Origin of the sequence: Larkinella terrae, assembly GCF_009668025.1 — a bacterium.
Classification (GTDB): Bacteria; Bacteroidota; Bacteroidia; order Cytophagales; family Spirosomataceae; genus Larkinella; species Larkinella terrae.
The window spans coordinates 462,961-484,789 of record NZ_WJXZ01000002.1 but is presented as its reverse complement, the minus strand read 5'-3'; the positions used below and the strand labels follow the sequence as shown (position 1 = coordinate 484,789).

Sequence of the window (21,829 nt, the reverse complement as noted above, 5' to 3'; positions counted from 1 at the left end):
TAACAACAAATTTAGTATACTGGGACTGTTTTCTCCTTAACGCCAAACCTTCTTAAAGCTGATCATTCCACCAACAGCATTATCATAAAGTGAACCCTGGTCCATTGCTAAATTAAGACCGATAATGCTTCCACCCAGCCAATTGACTGGCAGATTAAACCGAACCAAGCTGGAAGTTTGTGTCACATCCTCCGGAAACCGCTTCCAGTGCGTTCCGTAATTTTTGCTGATGGAAAGCCGAGCTTCAATTGTAGCCCCCGAACGCAACGCTCCCAGGAAAGCAAAGTGGTATAAAGAAACAAGGCTGTTGTTAATCATGCTTCCCTGATTCTTTTTAGATGGGGTTAGATGGGTGTCCCATTCCGGTTTGGTATCCTTGTATCTCGTAATAAACGGGGTTCCAATGATTCGTTCGTTCACTGCCCACCCGTCAATGTATTGGATATTATTAAAGTAATCATCCATTCCCTCATATTTAGGGCTGTTTATTTTAACCGTTGCGCCACTTTGATCCCTGGTCGTTAAGTATTCAACAGTAATCGTTTTGAGTTTTAAAAACCGGTCCTCTGTGTTTGCTTTGTTTTGCAAACGAATACCGTATAAACCGTCGGGTAAATTGACTAAGGCAATGCCTGATTTATCTTCGAATGGATGCTGATAATAGCCCAGCACAGTGTAGTTTTTAATCGTAATCTCAGCTCCTATATCCATGTTCCCTAAATGGTTTCCAATCCGATTGACGGCATCCGGAAAGGCGTAATCACTGGTATTGGCAGGTTGCTGAGAGGTCACAACGGATAAATAGCTTTTAAAAGAAGAAGGCATCTTCCCATTTACCGCCTGGATGGGTGCCAGGTAATCTGATTTTCCGCCCCATTGCGCATTGTGAAGAATTCCCCCATAAAATTTGACCTTCCAATGCGGTTTTCCAATGCGGCCATATAGAGCCTTTTGGTGCAAATAAGAATTCTGGATTGAATCCGTATTCGGGAACCAGCCATGCGCAAAAAAGGCGTTTATCGAAATGAGTCCTTTGGTAAACTTTAAAGGAACAAATCCATTCGTTCCCAATTGAATCTTGGTAATTGGCAATGCATTGCCCGACCATGAATAAGATCCGGATGATAGGGTTGTATCTACCAGCCCCAACACTTCCTTCCTCCGGCCAACTACCAGTTCAATGGATCGGTAGCCAATTCTGGCGTAGGCTTCCGGTAGTATCACCCGATTGTTCGGTCCGGCAATGGCAACTGCCTCGGCGCCATATCCTAAAAACCAGCCTTTTCCAAGACTATCACGTCTGAATATCCCCGAACTGCCCAGGCGTATCATACCGGCCGGAGCGATCAGCGGAACCGTACCGAATTGGTTAGCCCGCAGCCAGAATGGTGTCCGGCGGGCCGAAGAAGCCATTCCGCTTATCTCCGTTGAGAATTGAACAGTCGAGAGGGGTTGTTGTGCATAAACCGTCCAGCTAAGCAGGCACAGACAAACACTATTGAAGAATAATCGCATGGGGATAGGATCAATTAGAAGATTTGGATCAAGACCTGCCAAAATCATTAGATCTTTACAGGTCTGGAGTAGGCCGTCGTATTGATGTAGGTATATCCTAAGTATATAGCCACCTGGTTGGTGAAAGTGGCAAAAGCACTTTCACCAATCAGGTGGCTTCACTGATTTTAGGACTGTAGAAAACCGTTTTACTCAAAATAATTCAGCACCAGATGTCCTTCCTCGGCCAGCAATTGATCGCGCCGGAACAGGTCGATATCGGCGCTCATCATATCTTTCACCAACCCCGCCAGATCGTATTTAGGCTTCCAGTTCAGCTTCGTCATGGCTTTGGTCGGATCACCCAGCAACAAATCCACCTCTGTCGGACGGAAATACCGTTCGTCGATGGCCAGCACTTCTTTGCCAATTTCGATTGGGAAATCCGGATTTGAAGCACTGACGACAAAGGCTTTTTCCTCTACGCCTTCACCCTGGAATGCCAGTTCCACACCAATTTCCGCAAATGCCATTTTCACAAAATCGCGGATTGTGGTCGTAACCCCGGTGGCAATCACAAAATCTTCCGGTTTTTCCTGTTGCAGAATCAACCACATGGCTTCTACATAATCTTTGGCGTGTCCCCAGTCACGGAGTGAGTCAATGTTGCCCAGAAATACTTTATCCTGCAATCCCAACCCGATCCGGGCTACCGCGCGGGTAATTTTCCGGGTTACGAATGTTTCACCCCGTAGTGGCGATTCGTGGTTGAACAGAATACCGTTGCAAGCATACATGTTGTAGGCTTCCCGGTAGTTGACCGTAATCCAGTAGCCATACAATTTGGCGACGGCGTAGGGTGAACGGGGATAGAACGGCGTCAATTCTGACTGCGCGTGGCCTTGCACGCCACCGTACAGCTCGGAAGTCGAAGCCTGGTAAATACGGGTTTTTTCGGTCAGGCCCAGCAACCGGACGGCTTCCAGAATCCGGAGCGTTCCAATGCCGTCGACCTGAGCGGTATATTCAGGTTCATCAAAACTGACGCGTACGTGCGACATCGCTCCGAGGTTATATATCTCGTCGGGCTGTACTTCCTGAATAATCCGGATGATATTGGTCGAATCGGAAAGATCGCCGAAGTGGAGCTTGAAACGCACATTTTTTTCGTGCGGATCTTCGTATAAATGGTCAATCCGTTGCGTGTTAAATAGCGAACTCCGGCGCTTGATGCCGTGGACTTCGTAGCCTTTTTCCAACAACAATTCGGCTAGATAAGCGCCATCCTGACCCGTAATACCGGTAATTAATGCTTTTTTCATAACAATTGAGTATTATTTCCTTTTGGTTTTACTTAGACATATACTTCCTGATTGCGCAGAAAGTCCTGGTATGTTATGGATATACCTTTTTTCAAATCAGTCCGATGTTGCCATCCCAAATTATGTAGCCGCGAAACGTCCATTAATTTACGAGGTGTGCCATCCGGTTTGTCAGTATTCCAGCGGAGTTCACCTTCGAAACCTACGGTTTCTTTTATCAGCTCCGCCAATTCCCGGATCGTGACATCTTCGCCCGTTCCGATATTGACAAACAATTTTTCATTGTAAGTTTCCATCAGGAACACACAGGCATCGGCAAGATCATCAGCGTGCAGAAATTCACGACGGGGAGAACCGCTGCCCCAAATTTCGACAAAGGCACTACCGTTGCTTTTTGCTTCGTGAAACTTGCGAATCAAGGCCGGCAAAACGTGGGAACCCTGCAAATCATAATTATCGTTCGGGCCGTATAGATTGGTCGGCATCGCCGAAATAAAGTTGCAACCATACTGGCTTCGGTAGGCTTCGCAAAGCTTAATTCCGGCTATTTTAGCGATGGCGTAGGGCTCATTGGTTGCTTCCAGATAACCGCTCAGTAGATAATCTTCCTTCAACGGCTGCGGAGCCATTTTTGGATAAATACAGGACGAGCCCAGAAAAAGCAATTTTTCTACTTTATTCTTATAAGCACTGTGGATGATGTTGGCTTCAATCAATAGATTATCGTACAGAAACTCAGCGCGATAAACGTTGTTGGCCCATATACCTCCTACTTTAGCAGCTGCCAGGAACACATAATTTGGTTGTTCATCCGCAAAAAAATCAGCCACTGCAGTCTGGTTTCTCAAATCCAGCTCCGACGAGGTTCGGGTTACTATGTTTTGATAACCGCTATTCCGTAGGTTTCGGACTATAGCTGAACCAACCATGCCCCGATGCCCGGCTACGTATATTTTGTCTTGTTTTCTCATTATTGATTTCAATTAGCAGGCTCGTAGTGGTGAATCATAAAATTGCTTAACTGGTTTTTATAACGTTGAGTAAATCAGCTTTAGAATTAGGGGACTGGTTTTGAAGAATCCGCCCAAAGAAAGGTGGCCTTACGCACCATGTACAAAGGCGGTTTTGCCGAAAACCGTACCTTATCCTTCGTATTGTAAATCCGTTAGCGCTGGTTCAGTCACCAGTTCTATCCGGTTCTCACACGCCCGGACTACCCAGCGGACCTGTTCGTCGATGGTCATGAATGAGGTGTCGAGCAACTCGGCATCACTGGCCTGGCGAAGCGGGCTCTCGGCGCGCGTCGTATCCAGGTGGTCGCGCTTCCGGATGTTTTCCAAAATTTCGGCCAACGCCACCACTTCCCCTTTTTGCTGCAGTTCCAGTTGACGGCGTTCGGCACGGATCAGCGCGTCAGCAGTCATGAATATTTTCAGTTCCGCTTCCGGAAATACCTTCGTACCAATATCGCGGCCATCCATCACAATACCCCGGTTTCGACCAAGCTTTTGCTGAATGGCTACCATCATCCTGCGCACTGCCGGAATGGCACTTACGACCGGTACCGCATTGGCAATTTCCAGTTTCCGGATTTCGTTTTCCACATTCACCCCATTCAGGTGAATTTCATTGCCGTTCGTTTCCGGATTAAACTGGAAGGAGATTGAAATCGTCGCCAGGGCTTCATCAATGGCCGGTAAGTCCGTAAATGAAATGTGATTTCGCAGAAAATACAGCGTAACGGCCCGGTACATGGCACCTGTATCCACATAGATATAGCCCAAATGGGAAGCTACCTTTTTGGCTGTTGTGCTTTTGCCACAACCCGAATGACCATCGATCGCGATAATGATCCGGGGGTTTCGAATCTCAATCTTTACTGGCCTTGCAGAAGAAAACCGCTGGGGATCATTCATAAAATCCATAGACAAAATTTCTTTAAACTAACGTTGAGTAAATCTTCTTTAAATAAGCTCTGCAACGATGAACCGCCCGACAGACTTATTGCAATGCCGACAGTAGCCCCTTCACCGTCTGCGCGGCTACGTTCCAGTTCAATCTTGTTTCGTATTCATTAAAAGAACTCAAGCACAATTCCTGATACCGTTTCGCATCTGTATGAACGTCGGCAATAAACCGGGCATACTGATCAACCGCGCTGTCCAGACCGAACATTTTTCCGTTAAGATCGTCTCTAATCAAGGTTGGAATGCCGCCCACATTCGAGGTGATAACCGGCAGGCCCATTGAATTTGCCTCCGCAAAAACCATAGGAGCGCAATCAGCTTTAGTCGGCAGCATCAAAAAATGAGAGGTCGCCAACAGAACCTGAAGGGTATCGATACCGGCCACCGTACTTTTACTAATAAAGCCCAATGGCTTTACGTAACCGGGCATTGGCCCATCTATTTTGGGCGTGCAACCTGCCACTAACAACTCGGCAGGAACGCCCATTTCATTCAGCCGACGCGTGACGGCAAAAGCTACATCCCCCCCTTTCCGATCCCATTCGACCCCTAAAAAAAGCAGTTTGCATACCGAACCGGATTTGCGGCTCAGGTTGGCTTTTACTAACTCCAGCGACCGATCGCCGTCTAAATTAGCTCCGAACGGAACCACTTTTACTTTCCCGGGATCTATGTCGTAATACTGCAGGGCGGTTTGGGCAGCCCAGTCGGACGAATAAATCGCCAGACTGCATTTGGTCAGGGCGGCTTGCTCCAGCGAATGGCCGTACTTCATCGAGTCGGCCGTCAGATGCGAAAAACCGGGGTAAAAATCAACCATGCCGTTGAAAGTCGCATCGGTCCAAAAGACGATTGGCCGCTTGTCTTCCACCATCGAAACCGGCACACTGCCCGGACTAAAAATAACGTCCGTTTTTACATCTTTCAACCGCTGCTTTATCTGGTCGGCATAATGCCTGGCAATTCCATTGTTCCGATCCGCCAGGTGTGTTTTACCAAGCAGGGTCCTGTACAGACGCCGACTGATTTTCTGAAAGGTTTCGTATTTCGTGGTCAGATTTCCAACGTAGTGGACATCAATGAACTGCTCCTCGAATGACTTGGCCATGTAATAGCCAATGCCCGACCAATTGTGTACATCCTGAGCGTCATAGGTGGTTACATATGAAATTTTCATATCCTTTTTCAATGATGCACACAAGTTAAAACTCCGACATACAAACCAGTTACCGGACGTACAAAAACGACAATCGGCAGATAATCAATCGAATAGTTTCTCTATTTAAAAACCGCTCCTTAGCTGAAGACGTTTACAATCCTTCAGTTAACTAGCCGAAAACTCCCGGTGATAAGCCGCCTTGTATAACTCCTCTTCGGGCAGGCTTTTGAAGTATTCGTACGTGATTCGCAAACCTTCCGCGCGCGACACCCGGGGTTCCCAGTCTAAAAGCACTTTGGCTTTGGAAATATTGGGCTGGCGCTGCTTCGGATCGTCCTTCGGCAACGGTTTGTAAACCACCTTCTGATCCGTACCCGTCAGTTTGATGATTTCTTCGGCAAACTCCTTGATGGTGATTTCGCCCGGGTTACCAATGTTGACCGGATACGCGTAGTCGCTCAGCAGCAAGCGGTAAATGCCTTCAATCAAATCATCCACGTAACAGAACGAGCGCGTCTGGCTGCCATCACCGAAGATCGTCAGGTCTTCTCCGCGCAGGGCCTGGCCAATGAAAGCGGGCAGAACCCGGCCGTCGTTCAGGCGCATCCGGGGACCATAGGTATTGAAAATCCGGACAATGCGCGTCTCCAGACCGTGGTAGGTATGATACGCCATTGTGATTGCTTCCTGAAATCGCTTCGCTTCGTCGTACACGCCCCGAGGACCAACGGGATTGACATTTCCCCAATATTCTTCGGGCTGCGGATGAACGGTCGGATCGCCGTATACCTCTGAGGTTGAAGCAATTAAAACCCGTGCATTCTTGACGCGCGCCAATCCCAGGCAGTTATGAATCCCCAATGAACCGACTTTGAGGGTCTGGATCGGGATTTTCAAATAATCGATCGGGCTGGCGGGCGATGCGAAGTGTAAAATGTAATCGAGTTCCCCCGGAATGTGGATAAACTGCGATACATCGTGGTGGTGAAATTCGAAATTAGACAGCGGAAGAAGGTGCTCGATATTGCGTATATCTCCCGTAATGAGGTTATCCATCGCAATGACGTGATACCCTTCCTTGATAAATCGATCGCAAAGGTGTGAGCCCAGAAATCCCGCACCACCCGTTATCAGAATGCGCTTCATGTAACCTGATTAAAAATTTTTCATAACGTTGAGTAAAGCCGCCTACCGGATGTTGTTTCCGGTAGGCGGTAAAATTTTATTACGCCGGTTGTTCAACTTCCTGCGTTACAGTTTCGCGGCCAATGCTGTAATAGGTGTAGCCCATCTCCTTCATCTGCTCCAGTTCGTACAGGTTCCGACCGTCGAAAATCACCTTGTTCTTCAATAACAGATTCATCTTGCTGAACTCCGGCGTCCGGAACATCGGCCACTCGGTCATGATCACCAGCGCATCGGCATCGTCCAAAGCCGCGTACGAAGTGTGCGCGTAGGTGATTTTGCTGCCCAGCACATTCTTGACGTTGTCCATCGCTTCCGGGTCGTAAGCCGTCACTTTCGCACCGGCTGCCAGTAGCGCCTGAATGTTTTCCAGGGCCGGAGCTTCCCGAATGTCGTCGGTGTAGGGCTTGAACGCCAAACCCCAGATGGCAATGGTTTTTCCTTTCAGATCGCCGTTGAAATGCTGGTTGATCACCGGCAGCAGCTTGGTTTTCTGTTTGGCGTTCACCGACATGACCGATTTCAGAATCTGGAAATCATATTCATATTCCTGAGCGGTTTTGGCCAGCGCCTGCACGTCTTTAGGAAAACAGCTGCCGCCGTAGCCAATACCGGCAAACAAAAACCGCTTGCCGATCCGACTGTCGGTTCCGATGCCCCGACGAATGTCGTCGACGTTGGCACCGGCTTTTTCGCAGAGGTTGGCAATTTCGTTCATGAACGAGATTTTCACCGCCAGAAAGGCATTGGCCGCGTATTTGGTCATTTCGGCCGAGCGTTCGTCCATGAAAATGACGGGGTTGCCCTGGCGCACCAGGGGCGCATACAGCTTGTTCATGACCGCTTTAGCGCGTTCTGACTGGGTGCCGATCACCACGCGATCGGGTTTCATGAAGTCTTCGATGGCGACGCCTTCGCGGAGGAATTCGGGGTTGGACACCACATCGAAATCGACCTGAGCCGCCAGCGAAATATAATCGCGGACTTTTTCGGCGGTTCCGACCGGCACGGTACTTTTGTCGACGATCACCGCGTAATCTTTCAGGAGCTGACCCAGATCACCGGCCACCTTAAGGATGTATTTCAGATCGGCAGAACCGTCTTCGCCCGGAGGAGTTGGCAATGCCAGAAAAATCACTTCCGCTCCTTCAATGCCTTCGGCCAGATTGGTGGTGAATTTCAGGCGGCCTTCGGCGGTATTCCGGTTAAAGAGCACATCCAGCCCAGGTTCATAAATGGGAATAATGCCGTTGATGAGTTTCTGAACTTTCCGCTCATCGACATCGACACAAGTTACCTGGTTACCGGTTTCGGCAAAACAGGTCCCGGTTACGAGTCCCACGTAACCGGTTCCTACTACAGCAATTTTCATAACGTTGAGTAAAAAATAATGAATATAATTTGAGTTTCCGACAGAAAAGCTGAACGAATAAAGCCCTTCACAAGGGTTGTTCAGAATCAGAGTATGGGTGGATGGTCAGTCGCCTGAGCGACAAAATCAGACAGAGAATTCCTTATTTATCTCAGATATTGGTAGCTAAATATAGAAAAGGAAAATTGAAACATCCCTATATTTTTCAATTAAAATAGCCATAATAAGTAAAAAAACTTTTAATAATCCAATAAATAATTTTTAATCTGATACTCTTTCACTCAAAAGGCTTAAATAGGAGCAAAGTCTTTTTCCTATTTATCAGACATCGAAACAAAAACTATGCCGCAACTTGGGAAGGATTAATAAAAACCGGGCAGGCCGAATTATAAAACGTAATTCGGCCTGCCCGGATAAATGCTGTAACGAAGACGTTACAATAAGGAAGAATTGAGAAAAGTATGCGAACTCAGGGACGCAAACTCTTTGGTTTGAAGAAATTGGGCTAATTTTTCAGCATCCCGGGGTCGGTGCAGGTCGGAACCAACAAAATCGACCATCGAATCATCGAGCAATTGTTTCGCCTGCTGCTGGACGCGCCCGCCGTACTGCCCAACCAGCGAAAGTAGATTCAGTTGGAACAGGCAGCCCTGCACCCTCAGTTTACGAAACCGCTCGGATTGGTCTTTCAGGTAAGAGTATCGCTCGGGATGGGCCAGAATGGGCTGGTAACCTTTCGTCTGAATCTGAAAAACGATTTCGTCTAAATTCAGGGGCGCATTTGCAAACGATAATTCGACCAGCAAATAGTTGTTGGCACCGAACGACAGCAAATCTTTGGCCTGGAGCAGGTTGACGAAATGATCATCAATGAGGTATTCAGCAGCCGCTTCCACTTCAATCTTCAGATCGGTTCCGGCAATCGCTTCGCGGAGTTCGTCGAGGCCGCGCCGGATGGTATCGCTGCTGTTGGGGTAATAGTCGCGTAGAATATGAGGGGTTGTAATGACTTTTTTATACCCCATTTCTTCAAAAGCCCGCAGACAGGTCAATGCAGTCTCCAGATCGGGCACACCATCGTCGATTCCCGGAATCAGGTGCGAATGAATATCTACCCCCAAAAATCCGAAATCCGAAAAAGAAGCTTGTTCCTGGCGTCGCTTAAAAAATGAGAACATAGATTGTATAAAGTCGCGAATCCCGCACTTATCAGCTTTCCGAAGATAAATCTGACCGACGACTAACGTATGAGAGACTAATGACTTTTTTTTGACCGATAACTTCCTCCAGTTCCTGCCGGAGCAAGTCGTTCGTTTGTTGTAACAAAGCTACACGTTCGTTTAACTGAAACAAAAGAAACTCCATATTTCGCAGCCGGTCGTCTAACGTGATGGCAGCCAGCGGAGTTTGTGGTAACGTCCGGAACATCAGCCCTTCACCCCGCAGCAGCCAGTCGGCGTTGACGGTGGGATAAGCCGATAAAATTTTTTGTAAAGTTTCGTACCGGGGCTTCAAACGACCGTGTAAAATGTGGTATACCTTTTCACCCCGTTTCTCACCCAATTGCCGGGCAAATTCCAGAACACTGATGTCCAGGGCATCGATCAACTGCTGCAAACGCGCTCCGATGGGCATACGCAATCAAATAATTTACACAAAAGTATGTATTTTTTAGCACATAGGTTCCGTCTTCCAATCTAGATGAATTTCCGGCAACTTAAAAGCAGAAGTCGGTATAAACGCTAAAAAAGGGCAGTGAAGGCTTTTTTCTCAGCGGTTTTCCGGCAAAAGTAATTTTTATGAAATCTTTCTATGTATCATTTTGTATTATACATACTATTGTGTATATTTAAACTTAAATACAAACCCCCTGAAAAGGCAAAAGGGATCGCATAGCGGTCCCCCTGTCCGAACAGTAAACAACAAATACTAATGAACACACAAAAAAACAACACCGGCGCAACAAATCAAAATGGTTTGGAACTGAAACTTTATCAGAAGGTTAACGAAACGACGGATGAAGTCGTTGCAAATCCCACTGTCGGTCGTTACAAATACCTGGAAGGGCACCCTCGCCAATACCGTTTCGACGCCAAAGAGGGCATCTTTAACATCAATGGCACCGAAAAACTGGGGGGCCCATCGAACGGTCGCGCGCTTACATTCCAGCCAATTGCCTGGCGCATCTTTACCGATAATATTTTGAATATGGGTACCAAAAACTGGGCCGAGATCTTTTTTATCGATGACAAGAATTGCGTATCGGCGATTTTGTTTCACGGTTATTCGGTCGATAACATCTTCCGACTGATCGAACCGCTGTTCTACGACGACCTGACGCTGGCTGATGTGGTGATTACGGCTGTGGCTGAAAAAAAGGAAAATACCAAGATTCAGCCAAAGGGCGTGTATTACATCGCCACGTTTAGCTACAAACTGGCCGATCCGGAAGAAACCGCTGCGCTGAAAGCGTTTGGCCAGGAAAACAAAATTTTCCGCCAGGAAACGCTGACCGACATCGCCAACATCAAAACCGCCTACAATTACTACAATCCGTTTCTCAACCCGACCGAAGAGTCATTGACCGAGAACGGGATTCATCTGCTGAACTAGTTTTTGTATGACCGGTTTTTAGCCGGGAAGATCAGCCAGTGCTGATCTTCCCGGCCCGACCTTGCCAAACAGATTTTTATACTTCATCAAAATACAATCCGTATGATTACCGAATTGATCGACTATCGTTCCATTCCGAGGGTCTCGAATTCCGATCTGACCCGGCTGAAGGAAGAGAGTTTGGGCTATACTTCGAATCGGTTTGTTCCGCAGCGGGCAATGCAGTTCGGGCGGGCTTTCCATTCACACCTCCTGGAACCGGAAAGCGTCGGCGGAATCATCGAGCAATTGCTGCCCGACATGAAACCGGTCGAATCGGGACGTCTGGAACACCTGACCGAGCAGGTTCGTCGCGATTCGTTCTGCAGCCGGTATCTGCGGAAATCGGAACGCGAACGCATCGTGCTTTTTACCGATCCAACGACCGAACTGGCCTGCAAGGCTCGTCTGGACATGGTTTATACCAGTCCTAAAAACCGGAGTGTGCTGGTGCTGGATTTCAAAACCACTTCGGCCCGCACCCAGAGCCAGTTTCTGCAAAGCTGTTACGACTACGATTACGACCGGCAGGTGGCCTTTTACCTCGACAGCCTCCGTCATTCCGACAATCAGGAATGGGCGCAAACCCGCCAGTTCCGGTTTGTCTTGATCGGCGTTCAGAAACAGAAACCGCACCGGCTTTTTGCCGTCGATGCCACTTCGATTCCGGATTTTGTGGATTACGGACGAAAAAAATACCGATTCTGGCTCCGCAAGTGGAAGGAGCAACAGCCGGAAGAAACCGGTATGTGGCTGCGCCAGGCGTCGTAACAGAAACAGACGCTGACAATAAAACATTGACATTCAGCATTCTACACTCATCATTTTTCATTTTTTAGTCATCACAATGATCGCAAACGAAATTGTTATCACCCAACCGTCCGATCGCGTTTCTGCTGCTCCCCTATTCGATTGGGGAATCGATGGACTGGTGATCTGGATGGAAGAATTAGACAGTTTTGGCAGCCTGATGGCGCACATCAACGAAGCACTGGCGCAGATTGCCTTTGCCATTGAATTACAAACCGGTTGGGATCACCGCACCGACGGCGACACTTACCACCCACTCTATGGCTACCGGCTTTTACTCCGCGATGCCACCGGTTTGTGGTATGCAATCCGGATGGACGAAGCCGGAAAGTTTGCCGACTTCACGCCCCTCGAAGAATTCGACTACGAAATCGCCTACGACAAAGCGCTGTGGCTACCGTAAGTTGAATGCTAAATGTAAAATGATGAACGCCAAATGTAAAAGTGTTTTTCCAATCCGGCACTTTTACATTTGGCGTTCATCATTTTACATTTAGCATTCCTTCAAAACCTCATGCAACCTTTGCCAGCGTATTTTCATCCTTAGGGAAAATCAGATCTTCCTTTATGAAAAATGTACTGACTACCCTTCTGTTTGTGATTGCCATCCTGCCAGCCACGTGGGCGCAACGTACGGTTAATGCCAGCGAGATAATAGCTAAAATCAACCGCAAAGAGGTGGTTTCCTACGAAAACGCCACCATCACCGGCGAACTCGACCTGACGGAACTTGCCAATAAAAAACGCGCGAACGAAAGTATCTGGGGCGATAACGACGCTTACGAAACTACCGTTGAAACCCCGCTCACGTTTCGGAACTGCACGTTCAAAGGCAATTTTCTGGCGTATAAACACATCGACAAAGAAGGTCGTCGGTGGAGCGGAAACGGCGTGACGTATACGGCCCATTTCATGGAAGCCGTCACGTTTGAAAACTGTACGTTCGAAAAAGGATCTGAATTCAAATACTCGGATTTCAAACAGCGGGCGTTGTTTACCGGCAGCAGCTTCCGGGAAGAAGCCAACTTTAAGTACGCGAAATTCCGGGCAGCCGCCGACTTCAGCGACGTCCGGTTCAGCGCTTTGGGCAATTTCAAATACACCGGTTTTAGAGAAGAAATCGGATTTAGTAAGGCCCGTTTCAGCCAGTACGCCGATTTTAAATACACGAAATTCGACGAAGGTGCCAATTTCAACAGCACGCGCTTCGACAGCATGGCCGATTTCAAATACACGCACTTGCCCCGCAATTCCAGTTTTGACAATACGGTTTTTGACGGCCCCGCCGATTTTAAATACGCGACGCTCGACGGCCGGAAATTCTCACCCAGCCATCGGTAAAACCGCACGATCGTACGGCGGCACGTAACCATTCTGTTTGTTTCCGGTTTTATAGGCAACATTAATCATTTGTTGCTTTGAAACGCTCCACAAAAATTATTCTGGCGGTTGTCATTCTATTGATAGTCGCCAGATTGCTGCTTCCGTATTTCGTTCTGCGCTATCTCAACAAATTGATGGCGGACATGGGCTCCTACACCGGCCATGTCGAGGATGTCGATATTGCGCTTATTACGGGTTCTTACCAGATCAAAGAACTGCGCATCCGCAAGATCAACGGTAAAATCAAGGAACCTTTTCTGTACGCTCCTAAAATCGATCTGTCGGTTGAATGGAAATCGCTGTTCAAAGGTGCTTTGGTGGGCGAGGTCGAGGTATATCGCCCCGAATTGAACTTTGCTTTCAGTTATAATGAACAGGCCAGCCAAACCGGTAAAGAACTCGACTGGACCAAGCTGGTGAAGGATATTTTGCCCATCAAAATCAACCGGTTTGCGGCTTTCGACGGGAAAGTGGACCTCGTAAACCTGTTTGAAGCCACCAAAACGAACCTTTCGCTCCAGAAATTCGCCCTCGAAATTCGCAATATTCGCAACGTCGAGGAAAAGCAGGGCCGGTTGCCGTCGCCGGTAACGGCGACGGGAGACGTGCCGGGCTGGGGCGGCACCATGAAATTCGCGGCAGGCATGTACCTGCTCAAACCACTGCCGGATTTCAATTACAACCTCAGTCTGGATAATCTGCAACTGGTCAAACTCAATGACCTGGCGCGGAAGTACGGCAACGTTGATTTTGAGCGCGGAACGGTGAGTGTATACAGCGAAATGGCGATGTACGACGGTCGGCTGGTGGGTTATTTCAAACCGCTGACCAAAGACATGAAAATCTTCAAGCTGAAAGAACCCGGTGAAAACCGGACGGTTGGCCGGTTTTTCACCGAATTGCTGGCACAGGCTGGTACGGAGATTCTCAAAAACCAGAAGAAAGATCAGGTCGCCACGCGGATTCCGCTGCGGGGAACGGTTGAGAACACAAAAACCGAGGTATGGCCCATCATTATCGGTGTTCTGCGGAATGCCTACGTCGAAGCCTTCACGAAGGAATTTGATAATACCGTGACCTTCAAAGATGCGGTTGAAAACCTGAAAGAGGATTACAAGGAAAACCGCGAAAAAAAGAAAGCCGAACGCAAAGAACGGCGCGAAGAGCGTAAAGAAGAACGGAAGAAAAAACGGGAAGAGCGCAAAGAGGCTCGGAAAAAGGAGAAGAATTCGTGAGAATAGCAACAAAATCAGTAGCTTAGCAATCGTATGAAACAACTCTACGGTTTTCTGCTCCTGATTTTAGTTTACCAGAGCAGCGCCCAGAACCGGATTATTCCTTACGCGGAGATCGGTGGCCTGGCAGCCAGCACGGAGCAAACGCCTTTCTGGCTGCGAACCAATCAATTTGGCATTATTCCTACCCAAAACCCCATCGCTACCCTGCGAATAGGGGCTTACGGCACCGCTCCGTTGGTCGATACCAGCACCCGAAGCCGACGCGCCTGGACATTGGATTACCGGGCCGAGGTGGTGGGAAATACCGGAAAAGTAAATCAACTTTTGCTGCCCGAAGCCTACGTTCGGGTGACGCACCGGGCGCTCGAGCTGGTAGCGGGTCGTCGCCGGGAAGTGATCGGGCTGGTCGATACGACCTTATCCTCAGGGAGTTGGTCGTGGTCGGGGAATGCGCTTCCCATGACTAAAATCCGGTTTGGCACCAGCGGTTTTACGCCACTCTGGCGCGACGGCTGGCTCGGCGTCAACGCCTTTATCGCGCACGGCTGGTTTGCCAACACCGACTACATGCAGCATTCGTTTCTGCACCAGAAATCGACCATCTGGCGACTCGGAAAACCGTCGTGGGGTTTTCGGTTATATGCCGGCATCAATCACAATGCGCAATGGGGCGGAAAATCGGCCTACCTCGATCCGAATCTGGCCGTAAACGGGCAACTTCCCGGTCGGCTGAGCGATTTTGGGATGGTTTTCCTGACGGTCCAGCACCGCAACAAGCAGGGCGGGGCCAATTATACGAACTTCGACGGCTATAACCGGGTTGGCAACCACCTCGGCAGCTACGATTTTGGTCTGGAAATTCCGGGCAAAACCCACAGCCTGTTTCTGTATCATCAGCATCCGTTTGAAGACTCGTCCGGGATGATTTTTGCCAACCTGCCCGACGGTTTAACCGGCATCAAACTCCACCGGGCGGTTTCGTCGAATGCGGTTTTTCAGGTGAAAGATCTGCTGCTGGAAGTTCTGCTGACCAAAAGTCAGAGCGGTTCGTTTCTGGATTTATACGGCCTCAGCACCCTGCGCCGGGGCGAAGGTCGCGACAATTACTTCAATAATTCGCAGTACCGCGAAGGGTGGGCCTACCGGGACCGGATTTTGGGCTCCCCGTTTCTCACGCGGTATCCCGATGTGCAGGCCAAATACCAGGATAGTTCGACCTGGATCGTCACCAACAACCGCATTCAGCTTTTCCATCTGGGACTCCGCGCGCTTGTAGCCGGACGAATGGATCTGCTCGCAAAAGCCTCCTACAGCCTCAACTACGGCACCTACGACGTTCCGTATCCCGAAAAACCGCGTCAGTTTTCGTCGCTGGTGCAATTGGGAATTCCGGTGTCCTGGCTGGGCGGTTCTGTCATAACGGCCGCCGTAGCCGCCGATGCCGGTCAATTGTATGAGAATTCGGTGGGCGGTTTTCTGAGCATTCGAAAAACCTGGACTGCCCAAAACCGCTAAATCCGTCAATCAAATCGAATATTTTGTAAATTTCGGCATGCCACAGCCCAAATTTGCCCACGAATCCCTCGTCACGATGACCGAAATGGTATTGCCCAACGATACCAACACCCTCAACAACCTGATGGGCGGACGATTGCTCCACTGGATGGATATTTGTGCGGCCATTTCGGCCCAGAAACATTCCAACCGCGTTGTCGTCACCGCTTCGGTCGATAACGTCTCGTTTTCGGAACCAGTCAAGCTGGGAAATATCGTCACGATGCAGGCCAAGGTTACACGGGCCTTTAACTCGTCGATGGAGGTCAATATTGAAGTCTGGGCGGAAGATATCCCGGCGGGCACGCGCATGAGCACCAATCGCGCGTTTTACACCTTCGTTGCCGTCGATCAAAACGGCCGCCCGATCGAAGTTCCGCCCGTAACGCCCGAAACCGATGCCGAAAAAGAGTTGTACGCCAGCGCGCTCCGCCGTCGGCAACTCCGTCTGGTACTGGCCGGGCGCATGAAACCGCACGATGCGAAAGAACTGAAGGCGCTTTTTGGGGAGATGGAGGAAGAGTGAGTCGGCAGATTTCGTAATTCGGTGTTCGTTATTCATTATTCGATATTTGAGCCTTTCATATCGAATAATGAATAACGAACACCGAATCACGAACATAAAAAATGGGTTTACTGCACCCGCACCTTTGTGATCCCCACTACCGGTCTGCCATCCGTTGTAATGCCCTGAACGACAACGCGAATGGTCCGAACCACGTCCGATAACGGAAAGGCAATATTGGTGTTTCCCTTGGCATCGGTCTGGATCAGCGGTTTCCAGTACAGCACATCCCGGCGGTCGATGGGCGCATTCTGGTCGGCCAGAACCGCAGCGCTGGTTTCTTCGTAACGCGGCACGTAAAACTCCCGCTGGGCCGGAAAACCGAGAAACGGCATCTGGTTAAGTCCGGGGCTGGGTTCGGGCGCTTTTGTTCTTTTGGACAACCCGCGCTTGGTGTAAAACGCAATGACGCCGTTACCGCCCCGTGCGCCGTAAATCGCCGATGTGGCCGCATTTTTCAGCACCTCAATCCGCTCAATATCACTGGGATTTAAACTCAGCAACGCATTTCCGTCGGGGGTTTCGGTCAGGTAGGACCCGTCAAGCAAATACAACGGCGACTGAAGTTGCATGGAATTACCCGTGCCAAATGAGATGGCATTCCGGATATTGACGGTATAGCCGATCATGGTTTGCTTTACCTCAACACCCGCCACTTTTCCCCGCAGCATTTCATAAACATTGGCATACACCGGAGACCTTGCGTCGAAAAGAAGCGTCGCATCCGCAGTGCCGTGCAGACTCCTGGGCCCGCTTTCCTCCTCCCGCTCTTTTGGCCGATAGCCTTTGATAGTCACTTCTTTCAGCACTTTGACCTGTTTATCCCGGTACAATCCCGGATCGGTTTCCTGCCGCAGCCGGGCCAAATCGAGCTGGTGTTGAAACTGCCGCCAGTCTGGCGCCGGTTCGGCCACCCTTTTCACTGGTTTCCAGACGCTCCCGGCCGTATCGAGTTCAACCGTTGCTTTGACGGATTTAAACTGGGTATTCATCACCTGAACAATCAGTTGCAGGGTATCCGTTACGCTCAATCCCGCCATCCGAAACCGCCCGTAGCGGTTGGTACCAATCGAATGCGGAATGTTTTGGGTCGACGCAGGCGCGGCAACCAGCAGTTCGGCAAACGGAACCGGATTGCGCTTTTCGTCCAAAACCCGCCCGCTGAACACAATGCCGCCCAGCGTGTCTCCCGCCGATTCCGGTTTTCGCAGCCCGATCCGGCGCCAGCCCTGGGTCAGCAGCAGATCGTCCAGCGCCCGGCGCGTTGCGGTCGTGGTGTCTTTGAAGAAAAAACCGGGTTGCTCGACGCGGCCCCGCAAATCGCCGGTCAGCAACAAATGCGTCCGAATGTCGGCCCCGGCGGAATCTTCCGGAATCTGGTCGGCATCCGTCACCGACGCCGACAATGTTGCGACCGCAGGAGCGTTCGGCTGGTCGGACACATTCAGGTTCAGCACAACCCGTTCGCGGGGCGTATATTTTGCTTTTTCATGCGTCACACTCAGACGAACCGGTCGGGTTTGTTCCAGCACATAAATCAGCCGCTCCGCACGGGGCTGGCCATTGGCGTCGAAAAGCGTCACCTGACAGAGGCCGGGCGGCAAAACCGCCATTGGCAGGTTCAAACGGGCTTTTCCGTCCTGGAGTTTCATTTTGGCCCGCTGGATCAACTGCCCGTAACTCTGAAAGGTCAGGTAAACAACCGGATCGGGTTGCGACCCATTCGCCAGAATCCGCACGACCAGTTCAGTCGTATCGCTCACCGCATCGACGTTCAGCGCCAGTCCGTCCGGCTCAACGGCCGGTAACGCCACCCGCTGAACCTGTCCGTCGTGCTGAACTTCGGCCAGATACGACTGACCGGTTTTTGGACTCAACACCACGCTCCCCATCCCCAGCCGATTGCTCGTAAAACGAATTACTTCCTGCCCCTGGCCGTCCACAATCCGTCCCGACACGGTTTTTCCGCGCCCATCCGGCCCAACGGCTTTCAACGCCAGTCGCGTCGGCAAACCGGCCACCCATCGACCACCCTCCGGCAGAAACTGAACGTCCAGATCAGCGGGGGCATTGGCCACCGGATTTGGCGTTGTTCGCAGAAAATTATAAACCGGAATCGCCCGTTCAAAAGCCGGTCGGGTCGATGCATAATCTTCGTCGGTGTAGGCCCGAAGCCGGTAAATACCGGTCGCCAGCGAATCCGAAAGCCGGAAATCGCCCGTTGAGCGGCCTTCGCTGATGCGCAGCCACTGGTGTTGTACCAGCTTGCCCTCCGGCGTCAGCAGATCGACGTGCAGGGCACCATCGCCAAACAGGACCTGTCCGGTCGTGGGTTCCAGCACGTAGGCACTGAGCCAGAGCCGGTCGCCGGTGACGTAAAACGGTTTATCGATGTGGGCAAAAACCGACGGTGCCTGATACGGATGCGCCAGTTTCCAGTGCCGCACCACCGAATCCAGCCGATAGTCGGACGCCAGGACCTGCCCTTCAATCGGAGCGGTAAGCGCGGAGTCGGGTTTATCGGCCGTAGAAACCGGCTGCCAGTCGGCGGGTAAAAGCGACGAAAACCGGTCGTTGCCCAGCGAACCCATGGCCAGCATCCCCAGCGGCAGCGTCACCCGGCCGTCGGTCGTTATTTCACTCATTCCCTGCGGAAACCGGAATTCGGTATACGCATAGGGCGCATCCCGATAGGGCGAATAATTTGAAATGATCTTGGTGTAAAAAACCTTCAGGGGCGTCGGGCTAACCAGCCGCCGTTCAAACAGCAGACGCCCCGGTTTGATCAGCGAATCGGTATTGACGGGCAGCAAATGGCGGTTAATATCCCAGAATAAATTGGTGCTGTTCGTCCGTTCCGGAATTTTCGGGTTTACCTGATACACCATAAACCCTTCTTTTTCGTAATTCCCGGCCACCAGGCTGGCCATCAAATGGCGCGTCGAGCCCAGATAAGCCCGTTGGCGGTTGTGCCGCCAGCGTTCGGCCTGCCGGTTATCGGCCGGTTTCAGTTCTTCAAAGCGGGTGGCCCCGGCGAAATACATGGGGCCGTTGGTCTCCACCTCAAAATACTGCATGTCGTACTGAATCCGGTAACCAAACGCCCGGTTTTCGATCACCAGCGGTTCCGTAGCGGTCGCTTTCAGGATATTTTTCTCGTACGTAAACCGCAACACATTCGGGTTCATGATCTCGCACTGGTTCCGAAAGGGCGTTCTGCCGAGTAGTTCGCGCTCAAATTCCCGGTAATGCCGCTCCCAGGTCTTGTCCCGTTTCGCCTTCACGGTCACATCTGCGAGCGTCAGGCCCGTACTTTTCAGCTCCAGATTGATCGTGCGCGGCTGGGTGTTTTCCAGGCGGACCGACAGGCGCGTTGGCTGGTAACCCACAAACGAAGCGACTAATTCAATGGTACCGAGCGGCACATTCGTGAGCCGGTAGTGCCCCTTGTCGTCGGTCGTTGTGCCGTGGGTGGTGTTGTTGAGGTAAACGTTGGTAAAAGGCACCGGCTGCCCCGTCTGTTTTTCGGTCACCCGGCCGGTTATGGTGGTCGTTTCCTGCGCAACGGCGCTGGTATATAGCGTAAATACCCAGAGCCAACCGGCAAGCAGTTTGGAAAAACGGTTGGCGAAAAACGGGTTCATAGGTTTCGGAAAAGAATTCCTTAAAAATAATCTTTTCTTAGCAAAATACCACATAGAATTTGAAAAGATACATTTTTAAGCGGTTTTCTTTCAGGGACTTACGGTTTCCAGCTTTTCCACCGAATAGGCCGTTGCCCGCTCGGCAAACAACACTTTGGTAGCGGCCCAGGTGGTTTTGAACAGCTCCGACCGGCGGTACTTTTCCAGCGCTTCCGGCGATTCCCAGTGGCTGTAGGTCACAAAAACCGCCGGCTGGTCAAGGTCACGGAGCAATTCAAGGTGAAGACAGCCGGGAAACGTCCGGATTTTCTGTTTGGATGCCTCGAAAATAGCCAGAAAATCTGCGGTTCTCCGCTCCTGAAAACTCATTCGAACGATACGAATCAACATTATTTTAGCTAAAAATGAAGAGTTAAAAATTAAAAGTACTTCCTGATCCGTTACTTTTAACTTTTAATTATTAACTCTTAATTGAAAAATGCAATATCGTACGTTTGGCCGGACTGGCTGGCAAGTGAGTGAAATAGGCTACGGCATGTGGGGCCTGGCCGGTTGGACCGGGTCTGAACGCGAGGAAGTCGATCAGGCACTCGACCGTTCGGTTGAACTGGGTTGTAATTTCTTCGATACCGCCTGGGGCTACGGCGAGGGACTGAGCGAGCGGATTCTGGGCGATTTGCTGAAGCGCTACAGCGACAAACGGCTGTATGTGGCCACCAAAATTCCACCCAAAAACCGCAAGTGGCCGTCGAAACCGGAGTTCGCCCTGAAGGATGTTTTTCCCGCTGATTACATTGTTGAATACACCGAAAAAAGCCTGAAAAACCTGGGCGTCGAAACGATTGATTTGCAGCAGTTTCACGTCTGGGAAGACGACTGGGCCGACAACGATGAGTGGAAAGAAGCCATTACAAAACTGACGCAGCAGGGGAAGGTTCAGGCGTGGGGAATTTCAGTAAACCGCTGGGAACCAGATAACTGCCTGAATACGCTTCGCACGAATCTGATCGACGCGGTGCAGGTGATCTACAACATTTTCGATCAGGCGCCGGAAGACAATCTGTTCCCGCTTTGCCGCGAGCTGAACATCGGCGTCATTGCCCGCGTGCCGTTCGACGAAGGCACACTGACCGGAACGCTCACTAAAGAAACCACCTTCCCGGCGGACGACTGGCGTTCGACGTATTTCGTACCGGAAAACCTCCATTCCAGCATCGACCATGCCGACGCCTTAAAACCGCTGATTCCGGCCGGAATGACACTTCCCGAAATGGCTTTGCGGTTTATTCTGGAAAATCCGGATGTGGCCACGACCATTCCCGGTATGCGCAAACTCCGCAACGTTGAGGCCAACATGGCCGCCAGCGACGGCAACGGTTTATCAAACGATTTACTCCGGGAGCTGAAAGGCCACCGCTGGGATCGGACCCCGACGGAGTGGAGTCAATAGAACGTTTTTGAGACCGAAGGAAGCGGTGGCAAAC

At 50.5% G+C, this 21,829-nt stretch carries 19 protein-coding genes; 8 read left to right on the top strand and 11 right to left on the bottom strand.

Going from position 1 to position 21,829, the window contains the following annotated elements; translation table 11 throughout:
• Window positions 1-36: 36 nt before the first annotated feature.
• The 9 genes from GJJ30_RS06020 to GJJ30_RS05980 form a co-directional block, all read right to left on the bottom strand.
• The gene (locus tag GJJ30_RS06020) at window positions 37-1,515 is read right to left on the bottom strand and encodes a capsule assembly Wzi family protein (RefSeq protein WP_170299137.1); all 1,479 of its coding nucleotides are present in this window, start codon (window positions 1,513-1,515) and stop codon (window positions 37-39) included.
• Between the two features lie 188 nt (window positions 1,516-1,703).
• Window positions 1,704-2,816: a GDP-mannose 4,6-dehydratase gene (gene gmd, locus GJJ30_RS06015; RefSeq protein WP_154174199.1), complete on the bottom strand. Its 1,113-nt coding sequence runs from the start codon at window positions 2,814-2,816 to the stop codon at window positions 1,704-1,706.
• Window positions 2,817-2,848: 32 nt separating this feature from the next.
• The gene (gene fcl / locus GJJ30_RS06010; protein ID WP_154174197.1) at window positions 2,849-3,787 is read right to left on the bottom strand and encodes a GDP-L-fucose synthase; all 939 of its coding nucleotides are present in this window, start codon (window positions 3,785-3,787) and stop codon (window positions 2,849-2,851) included.
• A gap of 171 nt (window positions 3,788-3,958) precedes the next feature.
• Window positions 3,959-4,732: a (d)CMP kinase gene (gene cmk, locus GJJ30_RS06005; protein ID WP_154174447.1), complete on the bottom strand. Its 774-nt coding sequence runs from the start codon at window positions 4,730-4,732 to the stop codon at window positions 3,959-3,961.
• Between the two features lie 85 nt (window positions 4,733-4,817).
• A complete protein-coding gene (locus GJJ30_RS06000; protein WP_154174195.1) occupies window positions 4,818-5,960 on the bottom strand; it encodes a glycosyltransferase family 4 protein in 1,143 nt (380 codons plus the stop codon).
• Window positions 5,961-6,107: 147 nt separating this feature from the next.
• On the bottom strand, window positions 6,108-7,088 hold the full coding sequence (locus GJJ30_RS05995) for a UDP-glucuronic acid decarboxylase family protein (protein WP_154174193.1): 981 nt from the start codon (window positions 7,086-7,088) through the stop codon (window positions 6,108-6,110).
• Between the two features lie 79 nt (window positions 7,089-7,167).
• Window positions 7,168-8,499 (bottom strand): UDP-glucose dehydrogenase family protein, encoded by a 1,332-nt coding sequence (locus GJJ30_RS05990; RefSeq protein WP_154174190.1) that lies wholly within the window; start codon window positions 8,497-8,499, stop codon window positions 7,168-7,170.
• Window positions 8,500-8,933: 434 nt separating this feature from the next.
• A complete protein-coding gene (locus GJJ30_RS05985) occupies window positions 8,934-9,677 on the bottom strand; it encodes a tyrosine-protein phosphatase (protein ID WP_229312985.1) in 744 nt (247 codons plus the stop codon).
• Between the two features lie 31 nt (window positions 9,678-9,708).
• The gene (locus GJJ30_RS05980; protein ID WP_154174188.1) at window positions 9,709-10,134 is read right to left on the bottom strand and encodes a helix-turn-helix transcriptional regulator; all 426 of its coding nucleotides are present in this window, start codon (window positions 10,132-10,134) and stop codon (window positions 9,709-9,711) included.
• A 297-nt stretch (window positions 10,135-10,431) separates the two neighbouring features.
• Here GJJ30_RS05980 and GJJ30_RS05975 point away from each other — a divergent pair, with 297 nt between their 5' ends.
• From GJJ30_RS05975 to GJJ30_RS05945, 7 genes are all read left to right on the top strand, one after another.
• On the top strand, window positions 10,432-11,112 hold the full coding sequence (locus GJJ30_RS05975; protein ID WP_154174186.1) for a hypothetical protein: 681 nt from the start codon (window positions 10,432-10,434) through the stop codon (window positions 11,110-11,112).
• Between the two features lie 102 nt (window positions 11,113-11,214).
• A complete protein-coding gene (locus tag GJJ30_RS05970; RefSeq protein WP_154174185.1) occupies window positions 11,215-11,922 on the top strand; it encodes a PD-(D/E)XK nuclease-like domain-containing protein in 708 nt (235 codons plus the stop codon).
• Between the two features lie 76 nt (window positions 11,923-11,998).
• Window positions 11,999-12,364 (top strand): hypothetical protein, encoded by a 366-nt coding sequence (locus tag GJJ30_RS05965; RefSeq protein ID WP_154174183.1) that lies wholly within the window; start codon window positions 11,999-12,001, stop codon window positions 12,362-12,364.
• Window positions 12,365-12,528: 164 nt separating this feature from the next.
• Complete coding sequence (locus GJJ30_RS05960; protein ID WP_154174181.1) at window positions 12,529-13,302, top strand: pentapeptide repeat-containing protein; 774 nt, start codon at window positions 12,529-12,531, stop codon at window positions 13,300-13,302.
• Window positions 13,303-13,379: 77 nt separating this feature from the next.
• Window positions 13,380-14,579 carry a DUF748 domain-containing protein gene (locus tag GJJ30_RS05955; RefSeq protein ID WP_154174179.1) on the top strand — a complete coding sequence of 400 codons (1,200 nt, stop codon included), beginning with the start codon at window positions 13,380-13,382 and terminating at the stop codon, window positions 14,577-14,579.
• 33 nt (window positions 14,580-14,612) lie between these two features.
• Window positions 14,613-16,097 carry a capsule assembly Wzi family protein gene (locus tag GJJ30_RS05950; RefSeq protein WP_154174177.1) on the top strand — a complete coding sequence of 495 codons (1,485 nt, stop codon included), beginning with the start codon at window positions 14,613-14,615 and terminating at the stop codon, window positions 16,095-16,097.
• 37 nt (window positions 16,098-16,134) lie between these two features.
• Window positions 16,135-16,662 carry an acyl-CoA thioesterase gene (locus GJJ30_RS05945; RefSeq protein ID WP_154174175.1) on the top strand — a complete coding sequence of 176 codons (528 nt, stop codon included), beginning with the start codon at window positions 16,135-16,137 and terminating at the stop codon, window positions 16,660-16,662.
• A 107-nt stretch (window positions 16,663-16,769) separates the two neighbouring features.
• On the opposite strand, the gene GJJ30_RS05940 is transcribed toward GJJ30_RS05945, so the two are convergent.
• On the bottom strand, window positions 16,770-20,345 hold the full coding sequence (locus tag GJJ30_RS05940; RefSeq protein WP_154174173.1) for a carboxypeptidase-like regulatory domain-containing protein: 3,576 nt from the start codon (window positions 20,343-20,345) through the stop codon (window positions 16,770-16,772).
• Window positions 20,346-20,435: 90 nt separating this feature from the next.
• Window positions 20,436-20,735: a putative quinol monooxygenase gene (locus GJJ30_RS05935; protein WP_154174171.1), complete on the bottom strand. Its 300-nt coding sequence runs from the start codon at window positions 20,733-20,735 to the stop codon at window positions 20,436-20,438.
• Between the two features lie 88 nt (window positions 20,736-20,823).
• Between GJJ30_RS05935 and GJJ30_RS05930 the strand changes: the two genes are divergently transcribed.
• Window positions 20,824-21,795 carry an aldo/keto reductase gene (locus GJJ30_RS05930; RefSeq protein ID WP_154174169.1) on the top strand — a complete coding sequence of 324 codons (972 nt, stop codon included), beginning with the start codon at window positions 20,824-20,826 and terminating at the stop codon, window positions 21,793-21,795.
• The last annotated feature ends 34 nt before the right edge of the window (window positions 21,796-21,829 follow it).

Coding starts and splice junctions, on each gene's coding strand:
- GJJ30_RS06020 (WP_170299137.1), bottom strand. CDS start 1,515: ATGCGATTATTCTTCAATAGTGTTTGTCTGTGCCTGCTTAGCTGGACG.
- gmd (WP_154174199.1), bottom strand. CDS start 2,816: ATGAAAAAAGCATTAATTACCGGTATTACGGGTCAGGATGGCGCTTAT.
- fcl (WP_154174197.1), bottom strand. CDS start 3,787: ATGAGAAAACAAGACAAAATATACGTAGCCGGGCATCGGGGCATGGTT.
- cmk (WP_154174447.1), bottom strand. CDS start 4,732: ATGAATGATCCCCAGCGGTTTTCTTCTGCAAGGCCAGTAAAGATTGAG.
- GJJ30_RS06000 (WP_154174195.1), bottom strand. CDS start 5,960: ATGAAAATTTCATATGTAACCACCTATGACGCTCAGGATGTACACAAT.
- GJJ30_RS05995 (WP_154174193.1), bottom strand. CDS start 7,088: ATGAAGCGCATTCTGATAACGGGTGGTGCGGGATTTCTGGGCTCACAC.
- GJJ30_RS05990 (WP_154174190.1), bottom strand. CDS start 8,499: ATGAAAATTGCTGTAGTAGGAACCGGTTACGTGGGACTCGTAACCGGG.
- GJJ30_RS05985 (WP_229312985.1), bottom strand. CDS start 9,677: ATGTTCTCATTTTTTAAGCGACGCCAGGAACAAGCTTCTTTTTCGGAT.
- GJJ30_RS05980 (WP_154174188.1), bottom strand. CDS start 10,134: ATGCCCATCGGAGCGCGTTTGCAGCAGTTGATCGATGCCCTGGACATC.
- GJJ30_RS05975 (WP_154174186.1), top strand. CDS start 10,432: ATGAACACACAAAAAAACAACACCGGCGCAACAAATCAAAATGGTTTG.
- GJJ30_RS05970 (WP_154174185.1), top strand. CDS start 11,215: ATGATTACCGAATTGATCGACTATCGTTCCATTCCGAGGGTCTCGAAT.
- GJJ30_RS05965 (WP_154174183.1), top strand. CDS start 11,999: ATGATCGCAAACGAAATTGTTATCACCCAACCGTCCGATCGCGTTTCT.
- GJJ30_RS05960 (WP_154174181.1), top strand. CDS start 12,529: ATGAAAAATGTACTGACTACCCTTCTGTTTGTGATTGCCATCCTGCCA.
- GJJ30_RS05950 (WP_154174177.1), top strand. CDS start 14,613: ATGAAACAACTCTACGGTTTTCTGCTCCTGATTTTAGTTTACCAGAGC.
- GJJ30_RS05945 (WP_154174175.1), top strand. CDS start 16,135: ATGCCACAGCCCAAATTTGCCCACGAATCCCTCGTCACGATGACCGAA.
- GJJ30_RS05940 (WP_154174173.1), bottom strand. CDS start 20,345: ATGAACCCGTTTTTCGCCAACCGTTTTTCCAAACTGCTTGCCGGTTGG.
- GJJ30_RS05935 (WP_154174171.1), bottom strand. CDS start 20,735: ATGTTGATTCGTATCGTTCGAATGAGTTTTCAGGAGCGGAGAACCGCA.
- GJJ30_RS05930 (WP_154174169.1), top strand. CDS start 20,824: ATGCAATATCGTACGTTTGGCCGGACTGGCTGGCAAGTGAGTGAAATA.